The sequence below is a fragment of the Streptomyces sp. NPDC005408 genome (assembly GCF_040606445.1).
Taxonomy (GTDB): Bacteria; Actinomycetota; Actinomycetes; order Streptomycetales; family Streptomycetaceae; genus Streptomyces.
The window spans coordinates 1-16,641 of sequence record NZ_JBEXEX010000087.1 but is presented as its reverse complement, the minus strand read 5'-3'; the positions used below and the strand labels follow the sequence as shown (position 1 = coordinate 16,641).

The following is a 16,641-nucleotide window of genomic DNA, read 5'->3' as shown; positions in this document are numbered from 1 at the left end:
CACCCCGCGGCCCCCCCCCGGGGTTCGGGCGAGGGGCCGCTGTGGAGTGCGTCAGGCGGTGAAGACGGCCTGGTGGCCGAGCTCGCCGGCCTTCGCGCCCCGTGTGGGATGCGGGGCGGCAGCACTGCTTCCGCCTCGCCCAGGCGCCCATGCCCAAGGCGATGAAGCGGTGCCGCCGGCACCGGGTGAAGTCCTGTTCCAGGGCGAGGACTTGGGTCGATGGGCCCAGACGTGCCGACTCGGCCACCTCCTGGCCGCCTGGGTCCGCGAGGCCGAGAGCAACGGACCAGGTCCAATACAGGGCTTCGCCGGATTCCTGCGCCAGGACTGGGACGCCGTCCTCGCCGGCATGACGCTCGCCTACAGCTCCGGCGTCGTCGAAGGCCACGTCAACCGTTAAAGACGATCAAGCGGCAGATGTACGGACGGGGATCCTTCAGACTCCTCCGCACCCGCGTCCTGCTGCGATCGTGACCGTCACGAAATTCCGACCAGACCCTTGAAAATCCCCACCCCCTGCTCAGCAGCTCCCCAGACCGACTCACCTTGGTTCCCCACCCGTTCGGCGTCACCGATGTGGACTCCGGTCGGGTAGGTGTTGGTATCGAGCTCTGCCCTCACCCGCAGGCCGGTGCGGGTGGCGGTCGCGGCGATCGAGGCCGCACTGGACAGCGGGATCACCACGTTCGACCACGCCGTCATCTACCGTCACGGGAAGGCCGAGGCAGTCTTCGGCGCGGTGCTCGCCCGCACGCCAGGGCTGCGTGAACGCATCGTCGTGCAGACCAAGTGCGGTATCCGCCTTGCGGACGGCGAGCGGCCCGGAATCTACGACCTCCGTGGGCGGAGCATCGCCCGGCGGGTCGAGGAGAGCCTGGTCCGCCTGCGCACCGACGTCATCGATGTGCTGTTGCTGCACCGGCCGGACTCGTTGGCGACCCCGACGACATCGCCGAGGCACTGACGTCGCTCCACCGGCAGGGCCTTGTGCGGCGGTTCGGTGTGTCGAACATGGGCGCCGTGCAGATGGCCGCCCTCCAGGCACGCCTCGACGCCCCCCTCGTCGCCTATCAGCTCGAGATGAGCCTGCAGCCGGCGCGACTGGCTCGAAGCCGGCGTCCTCGTGAACACCACGGAAGCCGCGATGAACGGCTTTCCGTTCGGAACGGTCGAGTTCTGCCGGGAGAAACGGCATTTCCCTGCAGGCGTGGGGATCACTGGCGCGGGGTCGCTTCACCGGCCGGCAAGAGACGCCGGAGGAGCACGCGACCGCCCAGCTGATCACGTCACTGGCCGAGAAGAAGGGGACGACGCCGGAGACGATTTTGCTGTGGTGGCTGCAACGGCACCCGGCCCGGATCGCACCGGTGGTAGGCAGTGCCCGTCCTGACCGTATCCGTGCCTGCCGGGACGCCGCGCAGCAGGAACCGGACCTCACCCACGAGGAGTGGCACGAACTCTGGCTCACGGCCCGCGGCGCTCCGCTGCCCTGAGCGGAGCCGGGCGCACCGACAGCTGACGGTCATGGACCCGGCTGAGCAGCACCACTGCCACCACAGCGCCGACCAGTGCACAGAGCATGTCCCACTGGGTGTCCCAGACGTCGCCCTGCGTGGCCAGGAACGCGTCGGCCTGCTCCCCGCCGATCACGGCGGCCAGCCACTCGAGCATTTCGAAGACCGAGCTGAAGGCCAGGCAGGCACACACGGTGAGTGGCGCCAACCAGCGACTTCCGCGCAGCGGCGACGTACGGACCAGCAACTCCCGCACAAGGATCGCCGGGACGAAGCCCTGCATCAGATGGCCGATGCGGTCGTACGGATTTCGGGTCAGCCCCAGCCCGTCCTGAAGCCACTCGCCCAACGGCACTCTGGAGTACGTGTAATGGCCGCCCAGACACAGCACCAGAGCGTGCAGCGCCAGCAGACAGGACAGCAGGAGCGTCAGCGGAAAGCGTTGCCACACGAGGACGACGAGCGGCAGACCCACGAGCACCCAGCACGTCTCCAGCAGCCATGTCGCCCGGTCGTACGGCCGCAGCCCGGACACGAGAAGGCCGGCGCACACGAGTGCGGCGAGCGCGAGGGGCACACCCGCCCGCATCGGCAGGACGGGCTGGGAACCTGAGGACATGGCGAACGCTCCTTCGTCGGTGGTTCGCCCTCAGCATGGCCACGGCCGTGGGCGTCCGCCTGAGTACCCCTACTCATCCGCGCCACGTCGGCCCACGAGCCACCAGCAGGCCTCCGTAGCGCGTCGTTCGCCGGGCGACGGGCCGCCCGGGGAGACGCGGCGACGGACCTGGGCTACCGGCCGTGCGGAGGATAGCGATGCGCGAGACCGTGAGAAGCACGGGACACGCACGAACGGAGGACACCGATGGCGAGCGGCGAGGGAGCACAGCGACCCCCCTGTCTGGTCACGGGCGCGACAGGCTACATCGGAGGCCGTCTGGTGCCCGAACTGCTGGATGCGGGGCACCGAGTACGTTGCCTGGCCCGGACGCCGGCGAAGCTGCGTGACCACCCGTGGGCCCCGCACGTGGAGGTGGTGCGCGGAGACGTGACCGATGCGGCCTCGCTCGGCGAAGCCCTGCGTGGCATCGACGTCGCCTACTACCTCGTGCACGCTCTCGGCTCCGGATCCGGCTTCGAGACAACCGACCGAAAGGCCGCGAGGCTCTTCTCCGAGCAGGCCCGGGCAGCCGGCGTACGACGCATTGTCTACCTCGGTGGACTGACCCCGGCCGATGTCCCGGAACGCGAACTCTCCGCTCATCTGCGTTCGCGTGCCGAGGTTGGCGCCATCCTCCTCCGCTCGGGCGTACCGACCACCGTGCTGCGCGCCGCGGTCATCATCGGCTCCGGTTCCGCGTCCTTCGAGATGCTGCGCTACCTCACCGAGAGGCTGCCGGTCATGGTCACCCCGAGCTGGGTCGCCACCCGCATCCAGCCGATCGCCGTCCGGGACGTGCTGCGCTATCTCGTGGGCAGTGCGCGGATGCCCGACGCGGTGAGCCGGACGTTCGACATCGGCGGGCCCGATGTCATCACGTACGAGGACATGATGCGGCGATACGCCGTGGTGGCGCGGCTGCCTCACCGCCTCATCCTGCGCGTACCGATGCTCACCCCCCGGCTTTCCAGCCTCTGGATCGGCCTGGTCACTCCCGTTCCCCCGTCTTTCGCCCGGCCGCTGGCCGAGTCCCTGCGCCACGAGGTCGTCTGCCGCGAGCACGACATCGCGGAGTACGTCCCCGATCCGCCGGGCGCACCGATCGGCTGCGACCAGGCCCTCACGCTGGCTCTTCAGCGTGTGCGCGACGCCCAGGTCACCACCCGCTGGTCCTCAGCCTCCCTGCCGGGAGCTCCGAGTGATCCCCTGCCCACAGACCCCGACTGGGCGGGAGGCAGCCTGTACACCGATCGGCGGGCGCTGGCCGTGGACGCCTCACCGAAGGCGCTGTGGCAGGTCATCGAAGGCATCGGCGGCAAGAACGGCTGGTACTCCTTCCCGCTCGCCTGGGCCGTGCGGGGCTGGCTCGACCGGCTCGTCGGCGGGGTCGGACTCCGCCGTGGCCGCCGGGACGCGGCCCGGCTGCGGGTCGGTGACTCGCTGGACTTCTGGCGGGTGGAGGAGATCGAACCGGGCCGGCTGCTAAGGCTGCGTGCCGAGATGCGTCTCCCGGGACTCGCCTGGCTGGAGATGTCCGTGGAATCGGACGGCAACGGCCACAGCCGGTACCGACAGCGCGCCCTGTTCCACCCCCACGGCCTCCTCGGGCATGTCTACTGGTGGAGCGTGTCACCGTTCCACGCCGTCGTGTTCGGCGGCATGGCACGCAACATCGCACGGGCCGCGCACCATGCCGCTGCCGCACCTGACAACCGGGGCGCGGCTCGCGGCTGAGTGGCTGCACCCGTCCGCGCGCGCTGTGTCGAAAGTGCGGACAGCAGCACTGCCTGTCCGCCGGTCCATTGGTGACCGTTTGTGGTCGCCGACGGAGTAGCGGCTCCACGTCCCGCCGGTCTCGTTGAGGAGTCGGGTGGTGGTCTTGTGGTGGTAGCCGAGGGCGTCTGCGACGACGGGGGCAGGCATCTCCAGGACTTGCTGGCGGATCGCTGCGGTGCGGGCGGCGGTCGTGGGGATGCCGAGGTCGTTGAGCTGGCCGGAGAGACCGTTGGGGTGCAGCGGCTGGCCCGCGCGACGGCCGGGGAAGAGCCAGCGGGAGTCTCGGTTGGTCGCGGTGTTCATTTTGTCGCGGCTGTCGATCCAGGTCAGGAGGAGTTCGGCGAACGGAGCTGCTCAGAGCGCTGCGATCCGCAAGGCCGTCGACAACCCGGACTGCCCGCATGCTGGCTGCTGGCCGAATGGCCCGCCACCGAGCCCGAACCCGTGCAGTTCTGGCTGTCCAACCTGCCCGCCGACACCCCGCTGGCCACGCTCGTGCGGCTGGCCAAGCTGCGCTGGCGGATCGAGCACGACTACCGCGAGATGAAGCAGGCCCTGGGCCTGGCCCACTTCGAAGGCCGCACCTGGAACGGCTGGCACCACCACGTCACCCTCGTCACCGCCGCCCACGCCTTCTGCACCCTCCAGCGACTGGCCCGGACCCCAAAAGAAGCGGCCTGCGGGGGAGGGTCGGTGTAACGTCCCACGTTCGGGTGCCCCTTTTCTTTGCCCGCGGCGGTCACCGACGGCAGCCACCCCCGAGGAGCCGGTGCTCACCGACTACGTGCGCGTTTCCCAATGACCCTGCCGGAGGTCGCCTCTCCTCCGGCGCTGTGCGGCGCAAGTGCGCCGCACCGCGACGCGGTCGGCGGAGCAGCTCATTCAACTCCGCTCCAGAAGAGGCCCGTTATGCAGGACCCGGCCGGTTGACAGGTTGGATCATCGCGGATCTTCGGGCAGCGGCTGCTCGGTCCAGATGCATTTGCCGTCGAAGGTGTAACGGGTTCCCCAGCGCTGGCTCAGCGCGGCGACCAACTGGAGTCCGCGGCCGCCCTCGTCGGTGTCGGCAGCACGGCGGATGCGGGGGGTGGTGAGACTGCCGTCCGAGACCTCGCAGATGAGCGTCCGGCTTCGCAGCAGGCGCAGACGGATGGGGCCCTTCGCGTGCCGCACCACATTGCCGACCAGTTCGCTGGCGAGCATCTCGGTGGTCGGGACGAGATCGTCGAGCTGCCAGCGGGCCAGCTGATGCCGGACGTGGTCGCGAGCCTGGCCTGCCGCGATGGGGTCCTCGGGCAGGGTCCAGGACGCCATGTCCTCGGCCGTGAGGGCGTGGGTTCGGGCCATGAGCACGGCGGCATCGTCGCTGGTCTGCTCCTGGGCCGGTAGCAGAGCGGAGGCGAGCGATTCGCAGAGGCGGTCAAGGCGTGCGGCTTCGGCGTCCCGGTGTCCGACCGGGCCTGCGCCCGGCGTGCCGTCGAGGCTGGCCGTGATCGCCTTGGCCAGTTGGGCGATGCCGCTGTCGATGTCGCGCCGGGCGGATTCCACGAAACCGTCGGTGTACAGCACAAGGAGGCTCCCCTCGGGCAGCTTCAGTTCTGTGGTTTCGAACGGAGGCGTGGCCGCGCCGAGCGGCGGGTCGGCGGCGAGGTCGGGGAAATACACCGTGCCGTCGGGGTGGACGACCGCTGGCGGCGGCTGTCCGGCATTGGTGAGTGTGCAGACGGCGCTGGCGGGATCGTAGAGGGCGTACAGGCAGGTGGCGTAGAAGTCGTCGCCGAGGTCGCTGACCAGGTCGTTGAGGTGGGAGAACAATTCGTCGGGCGGCAGTTCGAGGCCGGCCAGGGTGCGTACGGCGGTGCGCAGCCGACCCATGGTGGCGGCCTCGGGCAGGCCGTGGCCCATCACGTCCCCGATGACCAGGGCGACGCGGTCGGCGGAGAGCGGAATGACGTCGTACCAGTCGCCGCCGAGCATGCCGCCGCTGGCCGGCAGATAGCGGGCGGCGGCAGTGACGGCGGGCAGGGACGGCAACACGCGGGGCAGCAGGCCGCGTTGCAACGCCTGCGCGCGGCTGTGCTCGGCGTCGTACTGCCGGGCCCGCTCCAGGGCCTGTGCGACCAGCCCGCTGAGCGCGATCAGCAGGGTGCGCTCCTCCCCGGTGAGACGGCGGGGCCGGTCGAAGGAGACGACGCAGCCGCCGACCTGGTTGCCGGCCACCATGAGCGGCAGAAACGCCCACGCGCGCTTCCCGCTCAGGGCCGCCAGCTCGGCCATCCCCGGGTATTCGGCCGCCATCTCCTCCGGTGAGGCGATGAACCTCGGGGTATGGTCACGCAGCGTCCGGTCGCCGGTGGTGTCGGCGGGGAGTCCGTCTGCGAGCCGATCGAGAAACGACTGCGGGTATCCGACAGCCCCGACAGCCCGCACCCGGTCGCCTACGCGGGCCTGCACGATCAGCCCTGTGGCACCGAAGAGCGGCAGCATCCGCTCGGCGGCCGCGGTCACCACGTCCTCGGCGGTGAGTGCCTCGGCGAGCGCCGCCGTCAGCTCCCCGATGTGCGCGGACCGCTCGGCTGCCGCTCGCTCCACGGCCGCACGTTCCGCCTCCGCCTGCCGTCTCTCGGTGATATCGGTCAGATAGACCGTCAGTCCGTCGGGAACCGGGATCAGCCGCAGGTGATACCAGCGCCCGTCGGTCGGCAACCGGAGGTCAAGGCCCGTTGGTGTGCGGTCTGCGACGGCTTTGCGGCACTGCGATTCGAGGCCGGGTACACGGACCGCGGGGATGTCCCAGAGCGTCCGGGCGACGAGTCCAGCCGAGGGGCCGAGGAGCCGCTCGGCCTGGTCGTTGACATAAAGAATCCGCCAGTCGGCGTCGACCGCGACGAAGCCGTCGCTCATGTGCCGCATGGCCCGGCCGACCGAGTCCAGGGCTGCCAGCGTCTCGGTGGTCTCCCACAGCCGCCCTACCATGTGGGTCGGCGCACCGCCCTCGCTGACGATGGTCCGGCCGCGTACCGCCACCCAGCCGACTGTGCCGTCCGGACGGCACACACGGTGTCTGACGAGGTACTCGGCGCCTTCCTGCAGGGACTGCTCGGCCTGCGCAAGCACCACGGGCAGGTCGTCGGGATGGATCAGCCGCCGCCAGGTCTCGATCCGTCCGTCGAAGACCTCCGGGGCTATGCCGAGAACCAGCGGCATCGCCTCGTCCCAGAGCAGCTCGCCGGTGTGGATGTTCCAGTCCCAGGCCCCGACCGGGACCGCATCGAGTGCCTGCGACAGCGGAGAGCGGTCGGACCGCTCTTCCTGCCACCGGGCGAGGGCGGTGTCGCGCGAGCTGGGGCGGGGATGCCGCAGCCGCTCGGGAACCCACCGCGTGATGGCTTTGAGGAAGCCGTGCTGGGCGGTGACGGGCGGGCGGGGCCTGGCTGTCACAACGATCAGCACTCCCACTTGCCCGTCAGGCACGGGGAACGGCCCATGACGCCCGGGCTGTCGAGGTTGGCCACCGCTTGCCCCGGTGCCAGTCGCAGCGTGGGCGAATCGGTCCGCCCGCCATTCGTCCCATTGAGGAAACGCAGCCGCTCGGCCCCCGGAGCCTCCTCCAGCCCCGGCAGACCGGGAGCGAACGCCTTGTCCACGTCCACGCCTCCGATCTGCCGACCGGTCGGACTTCGATTGCGCAAGTGCAAAGCGTTACAAACCAGTCACAATCAACTATAGCTGTGCATCGAGAGGCGGCGGCGAGCCCGGACCGCCGGCCCGCGGCCCCGCCCCGGGATGTTCGGGCGGGGCCTCTGTGCGTGGCGCCGGGGCTTGCCGTGCCGCCTCCGCAGTGGTGGGCGGCGCCGGCGTGGGGCGCGTCAGCCGACGACGTCGATCCGGTCGACGTTCAGTCGTCAGCCGCTTGACGCCCGTCACGTCGGTCGGTGATCAGAGAGATGGGACGGACAGCCCCTCTTTCTCTGCGACGAGCGGCTGCCCGACCCCCGCACCGACCACCGGCTCGGTGCCGAGAGATCAAGGGCGGTGCGGGCCGGCTGCGCGGGCTCGTTCCCGAGAGCCGTCGCGCCGAGCTAACCCGTTCCGCCGCCGTCGCGTATGTCGAGCACTTCGGGATGCAGGTGTGGCACTACGGTCAGCCGGACTTCATGAGCGGCGTGAGCGGCGTGCACGAGGCACGGGTGCTCTTCGGCCCCGACGGCTCCATCACCGACACCACGGCGGGCATGCTCATGAACCCGGACCGGTGACAGCCTGGGGCAGTGACCCGCCGGTTCGGGGGCAGGCCGGGGCAGTCACAGGCCCGTTCAGCCACAGGCCGGGCCGGTGACAGGCCGTGCGGGCTGACGGTTCCTCACGGGTGCAGCGGCTCGCGTGCACCCGTGAGGCCCCGGCTCAACTCCGCGTGAATCGGTACGTCTTGCTGTCCGTCGCTACGCAGAAGCCTGGCGAGATCACGATCACCCGCAGCGTGCCCGTCCGCCGGTCGTAGTCGATGCCCTCCGCCTCGAAGCTGCCCGAGCACGAGCTGCGCAGCGGGAGCTGGCGCAGGGCGGTCACGTGGCCCCGGACGTCCGCCGAGCCGTTCGGTTCACCGGACAGGTCCACCTGGAGCAGCGGCTTGGTCATGCCGAAGAGAGTGCCGGCGGGGTCGTCCGACGAGCACAGGAGCGTTGTCGGGGTGGAGAAGTCAGAACCTCGGCATCTCGGCACAGGCCGTCCGCGAAGACCGCATCCTCGATGAAATGCTCGCTACCGGCGACCTGCGCCGCCTGTGCGACCTGTTCGGCCTCAGCATCGGCGGCGCCGGACGCTACCGCGCGGCTCTCCACCCACCGGGCCTTGACACCGACTCGCCACAAGACCGAAGCAGCCCCAGGCAACATGCACCCAGCACGGAGATCTGCCAGCGATCGCGACAGGGTGCCTTCGGCCGGGGGCAGTCGTTTTCCGGTCCATGAGCGCGGCCTTCAGAGAGCCGTATCCGATGCCGAAGCCGCGAGCGGTGCAGCGATGCCCATGACGTACTCCTCGTGGGTAGGAAGGTCCTGCGGGCGGCGGGTGGCGGTACGCCTCACGAGCGCCGCGCCGTCCCGGGCGGTGAGGAAGCGGGCTGCAGGTGGACACAGCAGTGGCCGGGGCTGGGCTCCAGGCATGCCCGGAGCCCGCCTTCGTCGAGCCCTTCAAGCACGCCGCGGAGCAGTTGGAGGTTCATGCCGCACACGGTCTGGGTGTGTTCGCGTGCAAGCGCGTGGAAGGGGCAGTTGCCCCGGACGATGGCGTCACCTTCACAGCGGGGTTCTAAACCGTTCCCTTCCAGCAGGTCGAACACATCCGTCTGGTCCGGTCCGGCGAGCTGTGTGCCCAGCTCGTGGGCCTTTCGGTGCAGGACGGTCCGTACCGGTTCGCCCGTGGCTTCGGCCTCCAGGGCCTGGGCGAGGAGCCGTCCGGCCAGCTCGTAGTGCCGCTCGGGCAGGCTGACGGTGACCTGCTTGGTGGAGCGCTTATAGAGCTTGGCGGGCCTGCCGGCTCCCGGCCCGGTCCGGCCGCTGCGCCGCTCGTAGACGACGTCGAGCAGTGATTCGTCGGCCAGGCGGTCCAGGTGGAAGGCCGCGGTCTGCCGGGCAAGCAGGGCCTCGGCGGCTTCGTCGCGGCTGACCCGGTCCCGGCTGGCGCACGACGTGGTCATAGAGCCGCTCGTCGAGCGCGGCGACGGCAGAGACGCAGGGGCGGAGTGCTTCCTTCGGGTGGTCCATGAACTCCAGTGTAAAACCCACAGTTATTGACTAAAGAGAAAATCCGCACTTCTATCATTAGTGAGAGTTGTCGATAGAAGGAGGGGTGTCATGTCGTTCGCAGCCACAACCACCACGTCCGCCACGCCCCGGCGGGCTGTGCTCACTGAACCGGGCTACCAGGCGTTCGTCATCCTGCGTACCGGTTTCATCGTGGCGCCGATCCTGTTCGGGCTGGACAAGTTCGCCAACCTGCTCGTCGACTGGCCCACCTACCTCGCGCCGTGGATCAACGACGTCGTTCCCGGCAGCGCCCAGGCAGCCATGTACGCCGTGGGGGTCATCGAGATCGTCGCGGGCCTTGCCGTCGCCCTCGCCCCGCGCTTCGGCGGCTGGCTGGTCGCCGGATGGCTCGCCGGCATCATCATCAACCTGCTGACCATCCCCGGCCACTACGACATCGCGCTGCGCGACTTCGGACTCCTGCTCGGGGCGGTCGCCCTCGCCCGGCTCGCCCAGCACTACCACGGCAAGCGGCAGTCTCACTAGGCAGCAGCCGCAGATGGTGACGAGGCGGGTGGGCCCTCAGTCACCCGCATGCGTTGCCGTGGCGGCCTCGTCAGCCCCGAACGCAGTACGCACCTGCCCGGCATCGAATCGCCGGCGTGGTCGCTGGCCTCCTGGGTGTGATGGAGGTCTGCGCCCCGCCCGCAGACGATCCTGGCAGCGCGTAGAGAGCATCGCCCGAAGCGACGCGAGGGAGAAGATCATGAGTGAGAACCTGGACCGGCTGGCCACAGAAGGCGTAGCGGTCTGGCTGGATGATCTGAGCCGGGAGCGGCTCGCCGGTGGCGGGCTGGCCGACTTGGTGCGTGAGCAGCAGGTAGTGGGCATCACCAGCAACCCGACGATCTTTGCCAAGGCGATCCGCTCGGGTGCCCGCTACGACGAGCAGGTAGACGATCTTGCCCGGCGCGGGGTTCGGGTCGAGGAAGCCGTCAGGCTGCTGACCGCGTTCGACGTCCGCTGGGCATGCGACGTGCTGCGCCCGGTGTACGAGGCCAGTGACCGGGTGGACGGTCGGGTTTCGATCGAGGTGGACCCGCGCGTCGCCCACGACACGGCGGCAACGGTCGCCGAGGCGCGGGCCCTGTGGTGGCTGGTGGACCGGCCGAACCTGTTCGTGAAGATCCCCGCCACGCAGAAGGGCCTGGAGGCGATCAGCACGGCGCTCGCCGAAGGCATCAGTATCAACGTGACGTTGATCTTCTCTCTGGACCGCTACGCCCAAGTGCTCCGCGCCTTCCTGGACGGCATGGGCAGGGCCCATGCGGCGGGACGTGACCTGGCGTCCATCGCGTCGGTGGCCTCCTTCTTCGTCAGCCGTGTGGACACCGAGGTCGACAGCCGACTGGACAAGATCGGCACGCCGGAGGCGCGGGCCCTGCGCGGGCGGGCCGCGATCGCCAACGCACGCCTGGCCCACCAGTACTTCGAACAGACGTGTGCATCAGACCGATGGAAGGCCCTGGCGGCGGCCGGGATGCGCACGCAACGCCCGCTGTGGGCCTCCACCGGGGTGAAGGACCCCGCCTACGACGACACCCGCTACGTCGACGAACTGGTGGCGCCAGGGGTCGTCAACACCATGCCGGAGCAGACCCTGCGCGCGGTCGCGGACCACGGCCGTATCCAGGGCGACACCATCCATGGCACTTATGCGGAAGCCCAGCAGGTACTCGATGTCCTGGAGGCTGTCGGAGTGTCCTATGCCGACGTGGTGCGTGTGCTGGAGGACGAGGGCATCAGCAAGTTCACGGCCTCCGGCAACGAGCTGTTCGAGCAACTGAATACCGAACTGCACACCAAGCGCGCCGGCGCCTGATGCAGCCGGTCGCCGACCGGACGATCCCGGCGGAGCAACGTCCTGCGACCCCCGATCGGCAGACACACCGGGAAACACCTCAACCGCCCGCAGCGTAGCGCCATCGACGACGATGGGACTGACCACATGCGACTCCGGCGGGGACCAACTCGCCGAGCAAACCGCCATCGGTCTGCGGGCAGAGCCAACGCAGCAGAGGAGAGGACATGGCCGCGAACACAGCATTCGTGATCGTCGGAGCCAGCCTGGCTGGTGCGAAGGCAGCACAAACCCTCCGGGAAGAAGGCTTCGACGGCCCGGTCGTGCTGCTCGGAGAGGAGAGCGAGCGCCCCTACGAACGGCCACCGCTCTCCAAGGGCTACCTGCTGGGCAAGGACGAGCGTGACGCGGTCTACGTCCACCCTTCCCAGTGGTACGCCGAGCACGACGTCGACCTGCGCCTGGGCGCCACCGCTATCGCGATCGACCCGGCCGGACATCAAGTGACGCTCGCTGACGACAGCCGGCTCGGCTACGCAAAGCTGCTCCTGACCACCGGCTCCTCACCGCGGCGCCTGCCGGTGCCCGGAGCCGACCTCGACGGGGTCCACTACCTGCGCCGGCTCGCCGACAGCGACCGCATCAAGAAATCCTTTGAGTCCGCATCCCGCATCGCGGTGATCGGCGCCGGCTGGATCGGTCTGGAGACCGCTGCCGCCGCCCGCGCGGCCGGCGTGGAGGCCACGGTGCTGGAGACAGCGGAACTCCCCCTGCTGCGCGTGCTGGGCCGCGAAGTGGCCCAGATCTTCGCCGACCTGCACACCGACCACGGAGTCGACCTGCGCTTCGGTGTCCAAGTCGCTGAGATCGCCGGGGCTGATGGCCGGGCGAACGGCGTGCTGCTGGCCGACGGCAGCCGCATCGACGCCGACGCGGTCATCGTCGGGGTCGGCATCACCCCCAACACCCAACTCGCCACAGCCGCCGGCCTCGACGTCGACAACGGCATCCGCGTCGACGCCCACCTGCGCACCTCCCACCCGGACATCTACGCCGCCGGGGACGTCGCCAACGCCTTCCACCCGCTGCTCGGCAAGCACATCCGCGTCGAACACTGGGCCAACGCACTCAACCAGCCCCAGGTCGCGGCCAAGGCGATGCTGGGCCAAGACGTAAGCTACGACCGCGTTCCGTACTTCTTCACAGACCAGTACGACCTGGGCATGGAGTACACCGGGTATGTCGAACCCGGCGGATACGACCAAGTGGTCTTCCGCGGCCGGAGAGACACCCGCGAGTTCATCGCCTTCTGGCTCGCCGAGGGCCGGGTACTGGCCGGCATGAACGTCAACGTCTGGGACGTCACGGACCCGCTCCGCAGCCTCGTCACCTCCAGGCACCAGATCGACCCCGCCAGGCTCGCCGACCCCGACGTATCTCTGGACGAACTCCTGGGCCGTCCCGACTCGACGGCGTAACACGCGAAAGGGGTCGGCCTTTCAAGGTGACAGCCACGCCCATCAGGGCGCACACCGACGGAGGGCGTCGCAGCCAATGGATGGGCCGGAAGGGCTGACCTGGTGCACATGATGGCCGCCCGAACAGTTACCTGCGTTCCGCCGACAGCGACGACCTGGATGCCAGCCTCCTGCTCGGACTGCTCCACGGCTGCCCGCCCGACGACCCGCGCATGCGCGGCACCCTCGCCGCCATCCAGCAGACCCTGCAGGACGGCCCCTTCGTCAACCGCTACCTCGGCTTGGACGGCGTACCCGGCAGCGAAGGCGCCGTGGCGCAGGTTCAGCCGCTGCCCGGTGGAAAGGCCATCCTCCAGTGGCGAGCACCACGACCGCCCGCCGCAGGGACCGTTGCCGCCCCGCTCCCGCACCACCCGCAGCAGCCCTTCGAACTGGCGCATCTGCAACCCCGTGAAGCACCGGGCTGCTGTGAACGGATGGGCAATCCGTCTTAGGGAACCGTGTGCCAAGGCTGCCCAGTGGCAAAACGCTTCGGCAGTTGCCTCACTTCACTGTGTCCCGCAGGTCAGCGCCGTACATGGGCGCGGCTGTCTTCCGCGCGCGGCCAGGTTTCCTGCCGGGTCGCCCTCTTCTGGCCACCGGCCGGCCGAGGCCTGAACTGAGGTCTACGAGGAAGCCAGGGTCGCACTGGCGGCGTGGGCGTGTTCTGCTGGAAGTGTCCCCAGGAGAACGCTGATGCGTCGCACCCGGAACTCCCATTTCGCACCCGTCCGGCCTGTCGCGCCGACCGGACAAGGCGGGACGTTGCTGCCGAAGAGGGACCTTGCGGCCGCGTGGTTCCTGATCGTCCTGATCGCGGTACCCGCCTGGGCGCTCACGATAGGGCAGGCCAGCGACATGGGCGTCGAACCCGGCACCATGGGCATGGCGCTGCCGCTGTTTCTGCTGCTCTGGGTGACGATGATGGCGGCCATGATGCTGCCCTCCATGGCGCCGGTGGCCATCACCTGGGTGCGGGGGATCGGCCGGCAGTCCTCCGGCTGGGCCCGGGCCGCGCGCACCACAGAATTCGTGGGCGGCTATCTGCTGGTGTGGACGGCCTTCGGGATGCTCGCCTACGTGGCACTGGCCTTCACCGGGGGCGTGGTCGACGACCACCCGACTGCCGGGCGCTGGATCGGCTTCACCGCTTTCCTGCTCGCGGGCCTGTATCAGCTGGGCCCGCTCAAGAACGTCTGCCTGCGGCACTGCCGCGACCCCCTGAGCCACTTGATGCGCTATGCGGGCTTCCCGCGCCCGGCCCGTGACCTGCGGGTGGGGGTCCACCATGGTGCCTACTGCGTCGGCTGCTGTGCCGGGCTGATGGTCGTCCTGATCCCGCTCGGCGTGATGAACGTGGCCGCGATGGCCGGACTGGCCGTGGTGATCTTCGTGGAGAAGCTGTGGTCCCGCGGACCGCTGCTCGCCCGCGGCGTGGGCGTCACATTCCTCGTCCTGGCCGTGCTTGCGCCGTTCCAGGACTGGCTGCTGCCGGGTCTGCAGAACTCGATGCCGACCATGGGCGGCATGTGACTCATGGGACCCGGGCCCCAGGCTCCCCGCCGGCAGCTGAAGAAGCCCGCTCTGGATACGCAGCCAGGCACAAGGTAGTTGAACAGCACCCGCAACCAGGTCGCGGCCGTGCTGTCCCCGGAGGCGATCACCGCGCCCTGGTTGACGAGCGAGAGCAGGGTGCCCACAAACAGGGCGATCGGCACGCACCTTGACAACGAGAACGCCGTGGCCAGCAGTCGCGGCGCCTCATCGGCGCTCATGGCACTCAGACACGCCCTCGGGGGGCTCCCTCGGACTCCTCACTGCTGAAGATGTAGTCGGCCGTCTCGCCGTACGACGCCTCGTAACTCAGCCCGAAGGCGTCGGAACGTCCCGTGGTCTTGCCGACCTCGAACTCGGTCGCGAGTCCGAACATTGCGTTCTTGACCTTTGTCGGGCTCCCGTCGGCACCGGTCAGGGGCTCGTACGAGAGCTCGGTCCTGCCCTCGACCTTGAGGCCGGGGGTGCCCGAGTCCGTGAGGGACACGCTGGCCCGCTCCATGCCGAGGTACTCGCCGTAGAACTGAGAGAGTTCGCCCAAGGGGCCGCCTTCCTGGCCTGAAACGATGCGATCCAGAGCGGCTGCCTGCTCGTCGCTGGCCGCACTGTCCACGACCAGGCCGACCTTCCAGTTACCGGAGGACAGGTTGGACGGGAAGTGGTTGTAGAACGCGAAGGCCACGTTTGACAGGTCCAGGTCGTCCAGATTCCCCTCGGCCACGTGGAACACAATGGTGCCCCGGCACTCGGTTCTGCCCTCGGCGTCCCTGGGCTGGCCGTCGTACGGGCAGCTGCACAGCACCGCGCATGAGCAACCGGCGACATATTTTCCGGATATCGTCCACGACATAGCTGCTCCCGCTTCTTTGATGGTGATGGCGGTGAGCGTCATCTGTACTTTCACGCTAGTCCTGTCAAGTTGGCATGTAAACGGCATTTCTGATCAAACCGACCAGCGCCTCGATGCCCGCCAGCTGGCTCGCGGTCCTCCACGCTTCTGATCCATCGCAACGGCCCCTGACCTGCGCAGGAGGTCAGCGCCTGCGCGCTGTCCGCGGCCGGGCGCGGAGTAGCCGATTGACGACGCACAAGTGCTTTGCGGCCCGCGGCCACTCTGTCGCGACCCTGACCGGTGACCCGCACTGAGAAGCGTCAGTCGTGGGGTTCCTGGCTGTGCCCCGTAGGGCCGGATTCGGAGGAGCCGCCCCTCCAGATTGGTGGAGGCAATCTCGAAAGCCATAGCGGCGGTGAAGTCCGCGGCTTTGCGGAACAGCGAGCGGGCCAGCCGCGGCGGCATGCGAACAGGATGAGGACGCGGCACCCAGACCGGAGGCGATCGCGAGGGTGCGCGGCCGGACTCCTGCGGAGCAGGGCAGGGAAAGGTGATTTGCCGTCAGGATGGATCGCTGTTCACAGCCAACTGCCCGCAGGGTGTCACAAGTTGAGTTGATAGTTTGTGAGGCATGGCGACCACGCATGTGAAGCGGGCGTTCAAGTACCGCTTCTATCCGACGGATGCGCAGGCGGCCGAGTTGTCGCGCACGTTCGGGTGCGTGCGGAAGGTCTACAACCTGGCGCTTGCGGCTCGTACCGAGGCGTGGGCGCGGCAGGAGCGGGTCAATTACAACGCGACGTCGACGATGCTGACGGCGTGGAAGAGGACCGAGGAGCTGGCCTACCTCAATGAGGTGTCGTCGGTGCCGCTCCAGCAGGCTGTGCGGCACTTGCAGGTGGCGTTCACGAACTTCTTCGGTAAGCGGGCCAAGTACCCGCGGTTCAAGTCGCGGAAGAAGTCCCGCAAGAGCGCGGAGTACACCACGAGCGCGTTCCGGTACCGGGACGGTGAGCTGCGGCTCGCGAAGATGGCTGAACTACTGGACATCCGCTGGTCGCGTCCCCTCCCGGAGGCTGCGGTCCCGTCCACGGTGACTGTCTCGCAGGACGCGGCCGGGCGCTGGTTCGTGTCTCTCCTGGTGGAGGACCCCGCCGTCCAGCCGCTTCCCGTGAACGG

Annotated in this window: 15 protein-coding genes and 5 pseudogenes; 11 read left to right on the top strand and 9 right to left on the bottom strand. The window is 69.1% G+C overall.

What is annotated here, in order from left to right; genetic code table 11:
- Nucleotides 1-169: 169 nt before the first annotated feature.
- The 4 genes from ABZS64_RS37515 (at nucleotide 170) to ABZS64_RS37500 (ending at nucleotide 1,493) form a co-directional block, all read left to right on the top strand.
- Nucleotides 170-400 carry a hypothetical protein gene (locus tag ABZS64_RS37515; RefSeq protein WP_355839424.1) on the top strand — a complete coding sequence of 77 codons (231 nt, stop codon included), beginning with the start codon at nucleotides 170-172 and terminating at the stop codon, nucleotides 398-400.
- 231 nt (nucleotides 401-631) lie between these two features.
- Nucleotides 632-964, top strand: a complete 333-nt coding sequence (locus tag ABZS64_RS37510; RefSeq protein WP_355839422.1) for an aldo/keto reductase — start codon at nucleotides 632-634, stop codon at nucleotides 962-964.
- Nucleotides 965-987: 23 nt separating this feature from the next.
- Entirely contained in the window at nucleotides 988-1,281 is a 294-nt protein-coding gene (locus tag ABZS64_RS37505) for a hypothetical protein (protein WP_355839419.1), read from the top strand.
- Nucleotides 1,194-1,493, top strand: a complete 300-nt coding sequence (locus ABZS64_RS37500; RefSeq protein ID WP_355839426.1) for an aldo/keto reductase — start codon at nucleotides 1,194-1,196, stop codon at nucleotides 1,491-1,493. Before ABZS64_RS37505 ends, ABZS64_RS37500 begins: the two co-directional genes overlap by 88 nt.
- Here the strand turns inward: ABZS64_RS37500 and ABZS64_RS37495 are convergent.
- A complete protein-coding gene (locus tag ABZS64_RS37495; RefSeq protein WP_355839417.1) occupies nucleotides 1,465-2,133 on the bottom strand; it encodes a DUF2238 domain-containing protein in 669 nt (222 codons plus the stop codon). The genes ABZS64_RS37500 and ABZS64_RS37495 overlap by 29 nt on opposite strands.
- 246 nt (nucleotides 2,134-2,379) lie before the next feature.
- On the opposite strand from ABZS64_RS37495, the gene ABZS64_RS37490 reads away from it, so the two are divergent.
- Together ABZS64_RS37490 and ABZS64_RS37485 are read left to right on the top strand one after the other, a co-directional pair.
- Nucleotides 2,380-3,909: an SDR family oxidoreductase gene (locus ABZS64_RS37490; protein WP_355839415.1), complete on the top strand. Its 1,530-nt coding sequence runs from the start codon at nucleotides 2,380-2,382 to the stop codon at nucleotides 3,907-3,909.
- 81 nt (nucleotides 3,910-3,990) lie between these two features.
- The gene (locus tag ABZS64_RS37485; RefSeq protein WP_355839413.1) at nucleotides 3,991-4,650 is read left to right on the top strand and encodes a transposase; all 660 of its coding nucleotides are present in this window, start codon (nucleotides 3,991-3,993) and stop codon (nucleotides 4,648-4,650) included.
- A gap of 240 nt (nucleotides 4,651-4,890) precedes the next feature.
- Here the strand turns inward: ABZS64_RS37485 and ABZS64_RS37480 are convergent, their stop codons facing one another.
- The 4 genes and pseudogenes from ABZS64_RS37480 to ABZS64_RS37465 form a co-directional block, all read right to left on the bottom strand.
- Nucleotides 4,891-7,392 (bottom strand): SpoIIE family protein phosphatase, encoded by a 2,502-nt coding sequence (locus tag ABZS64_RS37480; RefSeq protein WP_355839411.1) that lies wholly within the window; start codon nucleotides 7,390-7,392, stop codon nucleotides 4,891-4,893.
- Nucleotides 7,393-7,397: 5 nt separating this feature from the next.
- Entirely contained in the window at nucleotides 7,398-7,643 is a 246-nt protein-coding gene (locus tag ABZS64_RS37475; RefSeq protein WP_355839409.1) for a hypothetical protein, read from the bottom strand.
- Between the two features lie 712 nt (nucleotides 7,644-8,355).
- Nucleotides 8,356-8,661: pseudogene (locus tag ABZS64_RS37470) on the bottom strand (hypothetical protein); the annotation flags it as partial.
- Nucleotides 8,662-9,034: 373 nt separating this feature from the next.
- Nucleotides 9,035-9,716 (bottom strand): annotated as a pseudogene (locus ABZS64_RS37465) (transcriptional regulator).
- A 90-nt stretch (nucleotides 9,717-9,806) separates the two neighbouring features.
- On the opposite strand from ABZS64_RS37465, the gene ABZS64_RS37460 reads away from it, so the two are divergent.
- The 3 genes from ABZS64_RS37460 (at nucleotide 9,807) to ABZS64_RS37450 (ending at nucleotide 13,037) form a co-directional block, all read left to right on the top strand.
- The gene (locus ABZS64_RS37460) at nucleotides 9,807-10,244 is read left to right on the top strand and encodes a hypothetical protein (RefSeq protein WP_355839407.1); all 438 of its coding nucleotides are present in this window, start codon (nucleotides 9,807-9,809) and stop codon (nucleotides 10,242-10,244) included.
- 220 nt (nucleotides 10,245-10,464) lie between these two features.
- Nucleotides 10,465-11,580 (top strand): transaldolase, encoded by a 1,116-nt coding sequence (tal, locus tag ABZS64_RS37455; RefSeq protein WP_355839405.1) that lies wholly within the window; start codon nucleotides 10,465-10,467, stop codon nucleotides 11,578-11,580.
- A 206-nt stretch (nucleotides 11,581-11,786) separates the two neighbouring features.
- The gene (locus ABZS64_RS37450) at nucleotides 11,787-13,037 is read left to right on the top strand and encodes an FAD-dependent oxidoreductase (RefSeq protein WP_355839403.1); all 1,251 of its coding nucleotides are present in this window, start codon (nucleotides 11,787-11,789) and stop codon (nucleotides 13,035-13,037) included.
- A gap of 347 nt (nucleotides 13,038-13,384) precedes the next feature.
- On the opposite strand, the pseudogene ABZS64_RS37445 reads toward ABZS64_RS37450, so the two are convergent.
- Nucleotides 13,385-13,477: pseudogene (locus ABZS64_RS37445) on the bottom strand (IS5/IS1182 family transposase); the annotation flags it as partial.
- 295 nt (nucleotides 13,478-13,772) lie between these two features.
- Between ABZS64_RS37445 and ABZS64_RS37440 the strand changes: the two are divergent.
- The gene (locus ABZS64_RS37440; protein WP_355839401.1) at nucleotides 13,773-14,609 is read left to right on the top strand and encodes a DUF2182 domain-containing protein; all 837 of its coding nucleotides are present in this window, start codon (nucleotides 13,773-13,775) and stop codon (nucleotides 14,607-14,609) included.
- A 56-nt stretch (nucleotides 14,610-14,665) separates the two neighbouring features.
- Here the strand turns inward: ABZS64_RS37440 and nrtS are convergent.
- From nrtS to ABZS64_RS37425, 3 genes and pseudogenes are all read right to left on the bottom strand, one after another.
- Nucleotides 14,666-14,851 (bottom strand): annotated as a pseudogene (nrtS, locus tag ABZS64_RS37435) (nitrate/nitrite transporter NrtS); the annotation flags it as partial.
- Nucleotides 14,852-14,856: 5 nt separating this feature from the next.
- Nucleotides 14,857-15,480 (bottom strand): DUF1326 domain-containing protein, encoded by a 624-nt coding sequence (locus ABZS64_RS37430; protein ID WP_355839399.1) that lies wholly within the window; start codon nucleotides 15,478-15,480, stop codon nucleotides 14,857-14,859.
- A 360-nt stretch (nucleotides 15,481-15,840) separates the two neighbouring features.
- Nucleotides 15,841-15,985 (bottom strand): annotated as a pseudogene (locus ABZS64_RS37425) (permease); the annotation flags it as partial.
- 108 nt (nucleotides 15,986-16,093) lie between these two features.
- Here ABZS64_RS37425 and ABZS64_RS37420 point away from each other — a divergent pair.
- Nucleotides 16,094-16,641: transposase (locus ABZS64_RS37420; protein WP_355839397.1), on the top strand; the 548-nt coding region annotated here is incomplete at its 3' end.

Excerpts from the sequence above, each read along its gene's own strand:
- ABZS64_RS37495 (WP_355839417.1), bottom strand. The coding sequence starts at position 2,133 with ATGTCCTCAGGTTCCCAGCCCGTCCTGCCGATGCGGGCGGGTGTGCCC.
- ABZS64_RS37490 (WP_355839415.1), top strand. The coding sequence starts at position 2,380 with ATGGCGAGCGGCGAGGGAGCACAGCGACCCCCCTGTCTGGTCACGGGC.
- ABZS64_RS37460 (WP_355839407.1), top strand. The coding sequence starts at position 9,807 with ATGTCGTTCGCAGCCACAACCACCACGTCCGCCACGCCCCGGCGGGCT.
- tal (WP_355839405.1), top strand. The coding sequence starts at position 10,465 with ATGAGTGAGAACCTGGACCGGCTGGCCACAGAAGGCGTAGCGGTCTGG.
- ABZS64_RS37450 (WP_355839403.1), top strand. The coding sequence starts at position 11,787 with ATGGCCGCGAACACAGCATTCGTGATCGTCGGAGCCAGCCTGGCTGGT.
- ABZS64_RS37440 (WP_355839401.1), top strand. The coding sequence starts at position 13,773 with ATGCGTCGCACCCGGAACTCCCATTTCGCACCCGTCCGGCCTGTCGCG.
- ABZS64_RS37430 (WP_355839399.1), bottom strand. The coding sequence starts at position 15,480 with ATGTCGTGGACGATATCCGGAAAATATGTCGCCGGTTGCTCATGCGCG.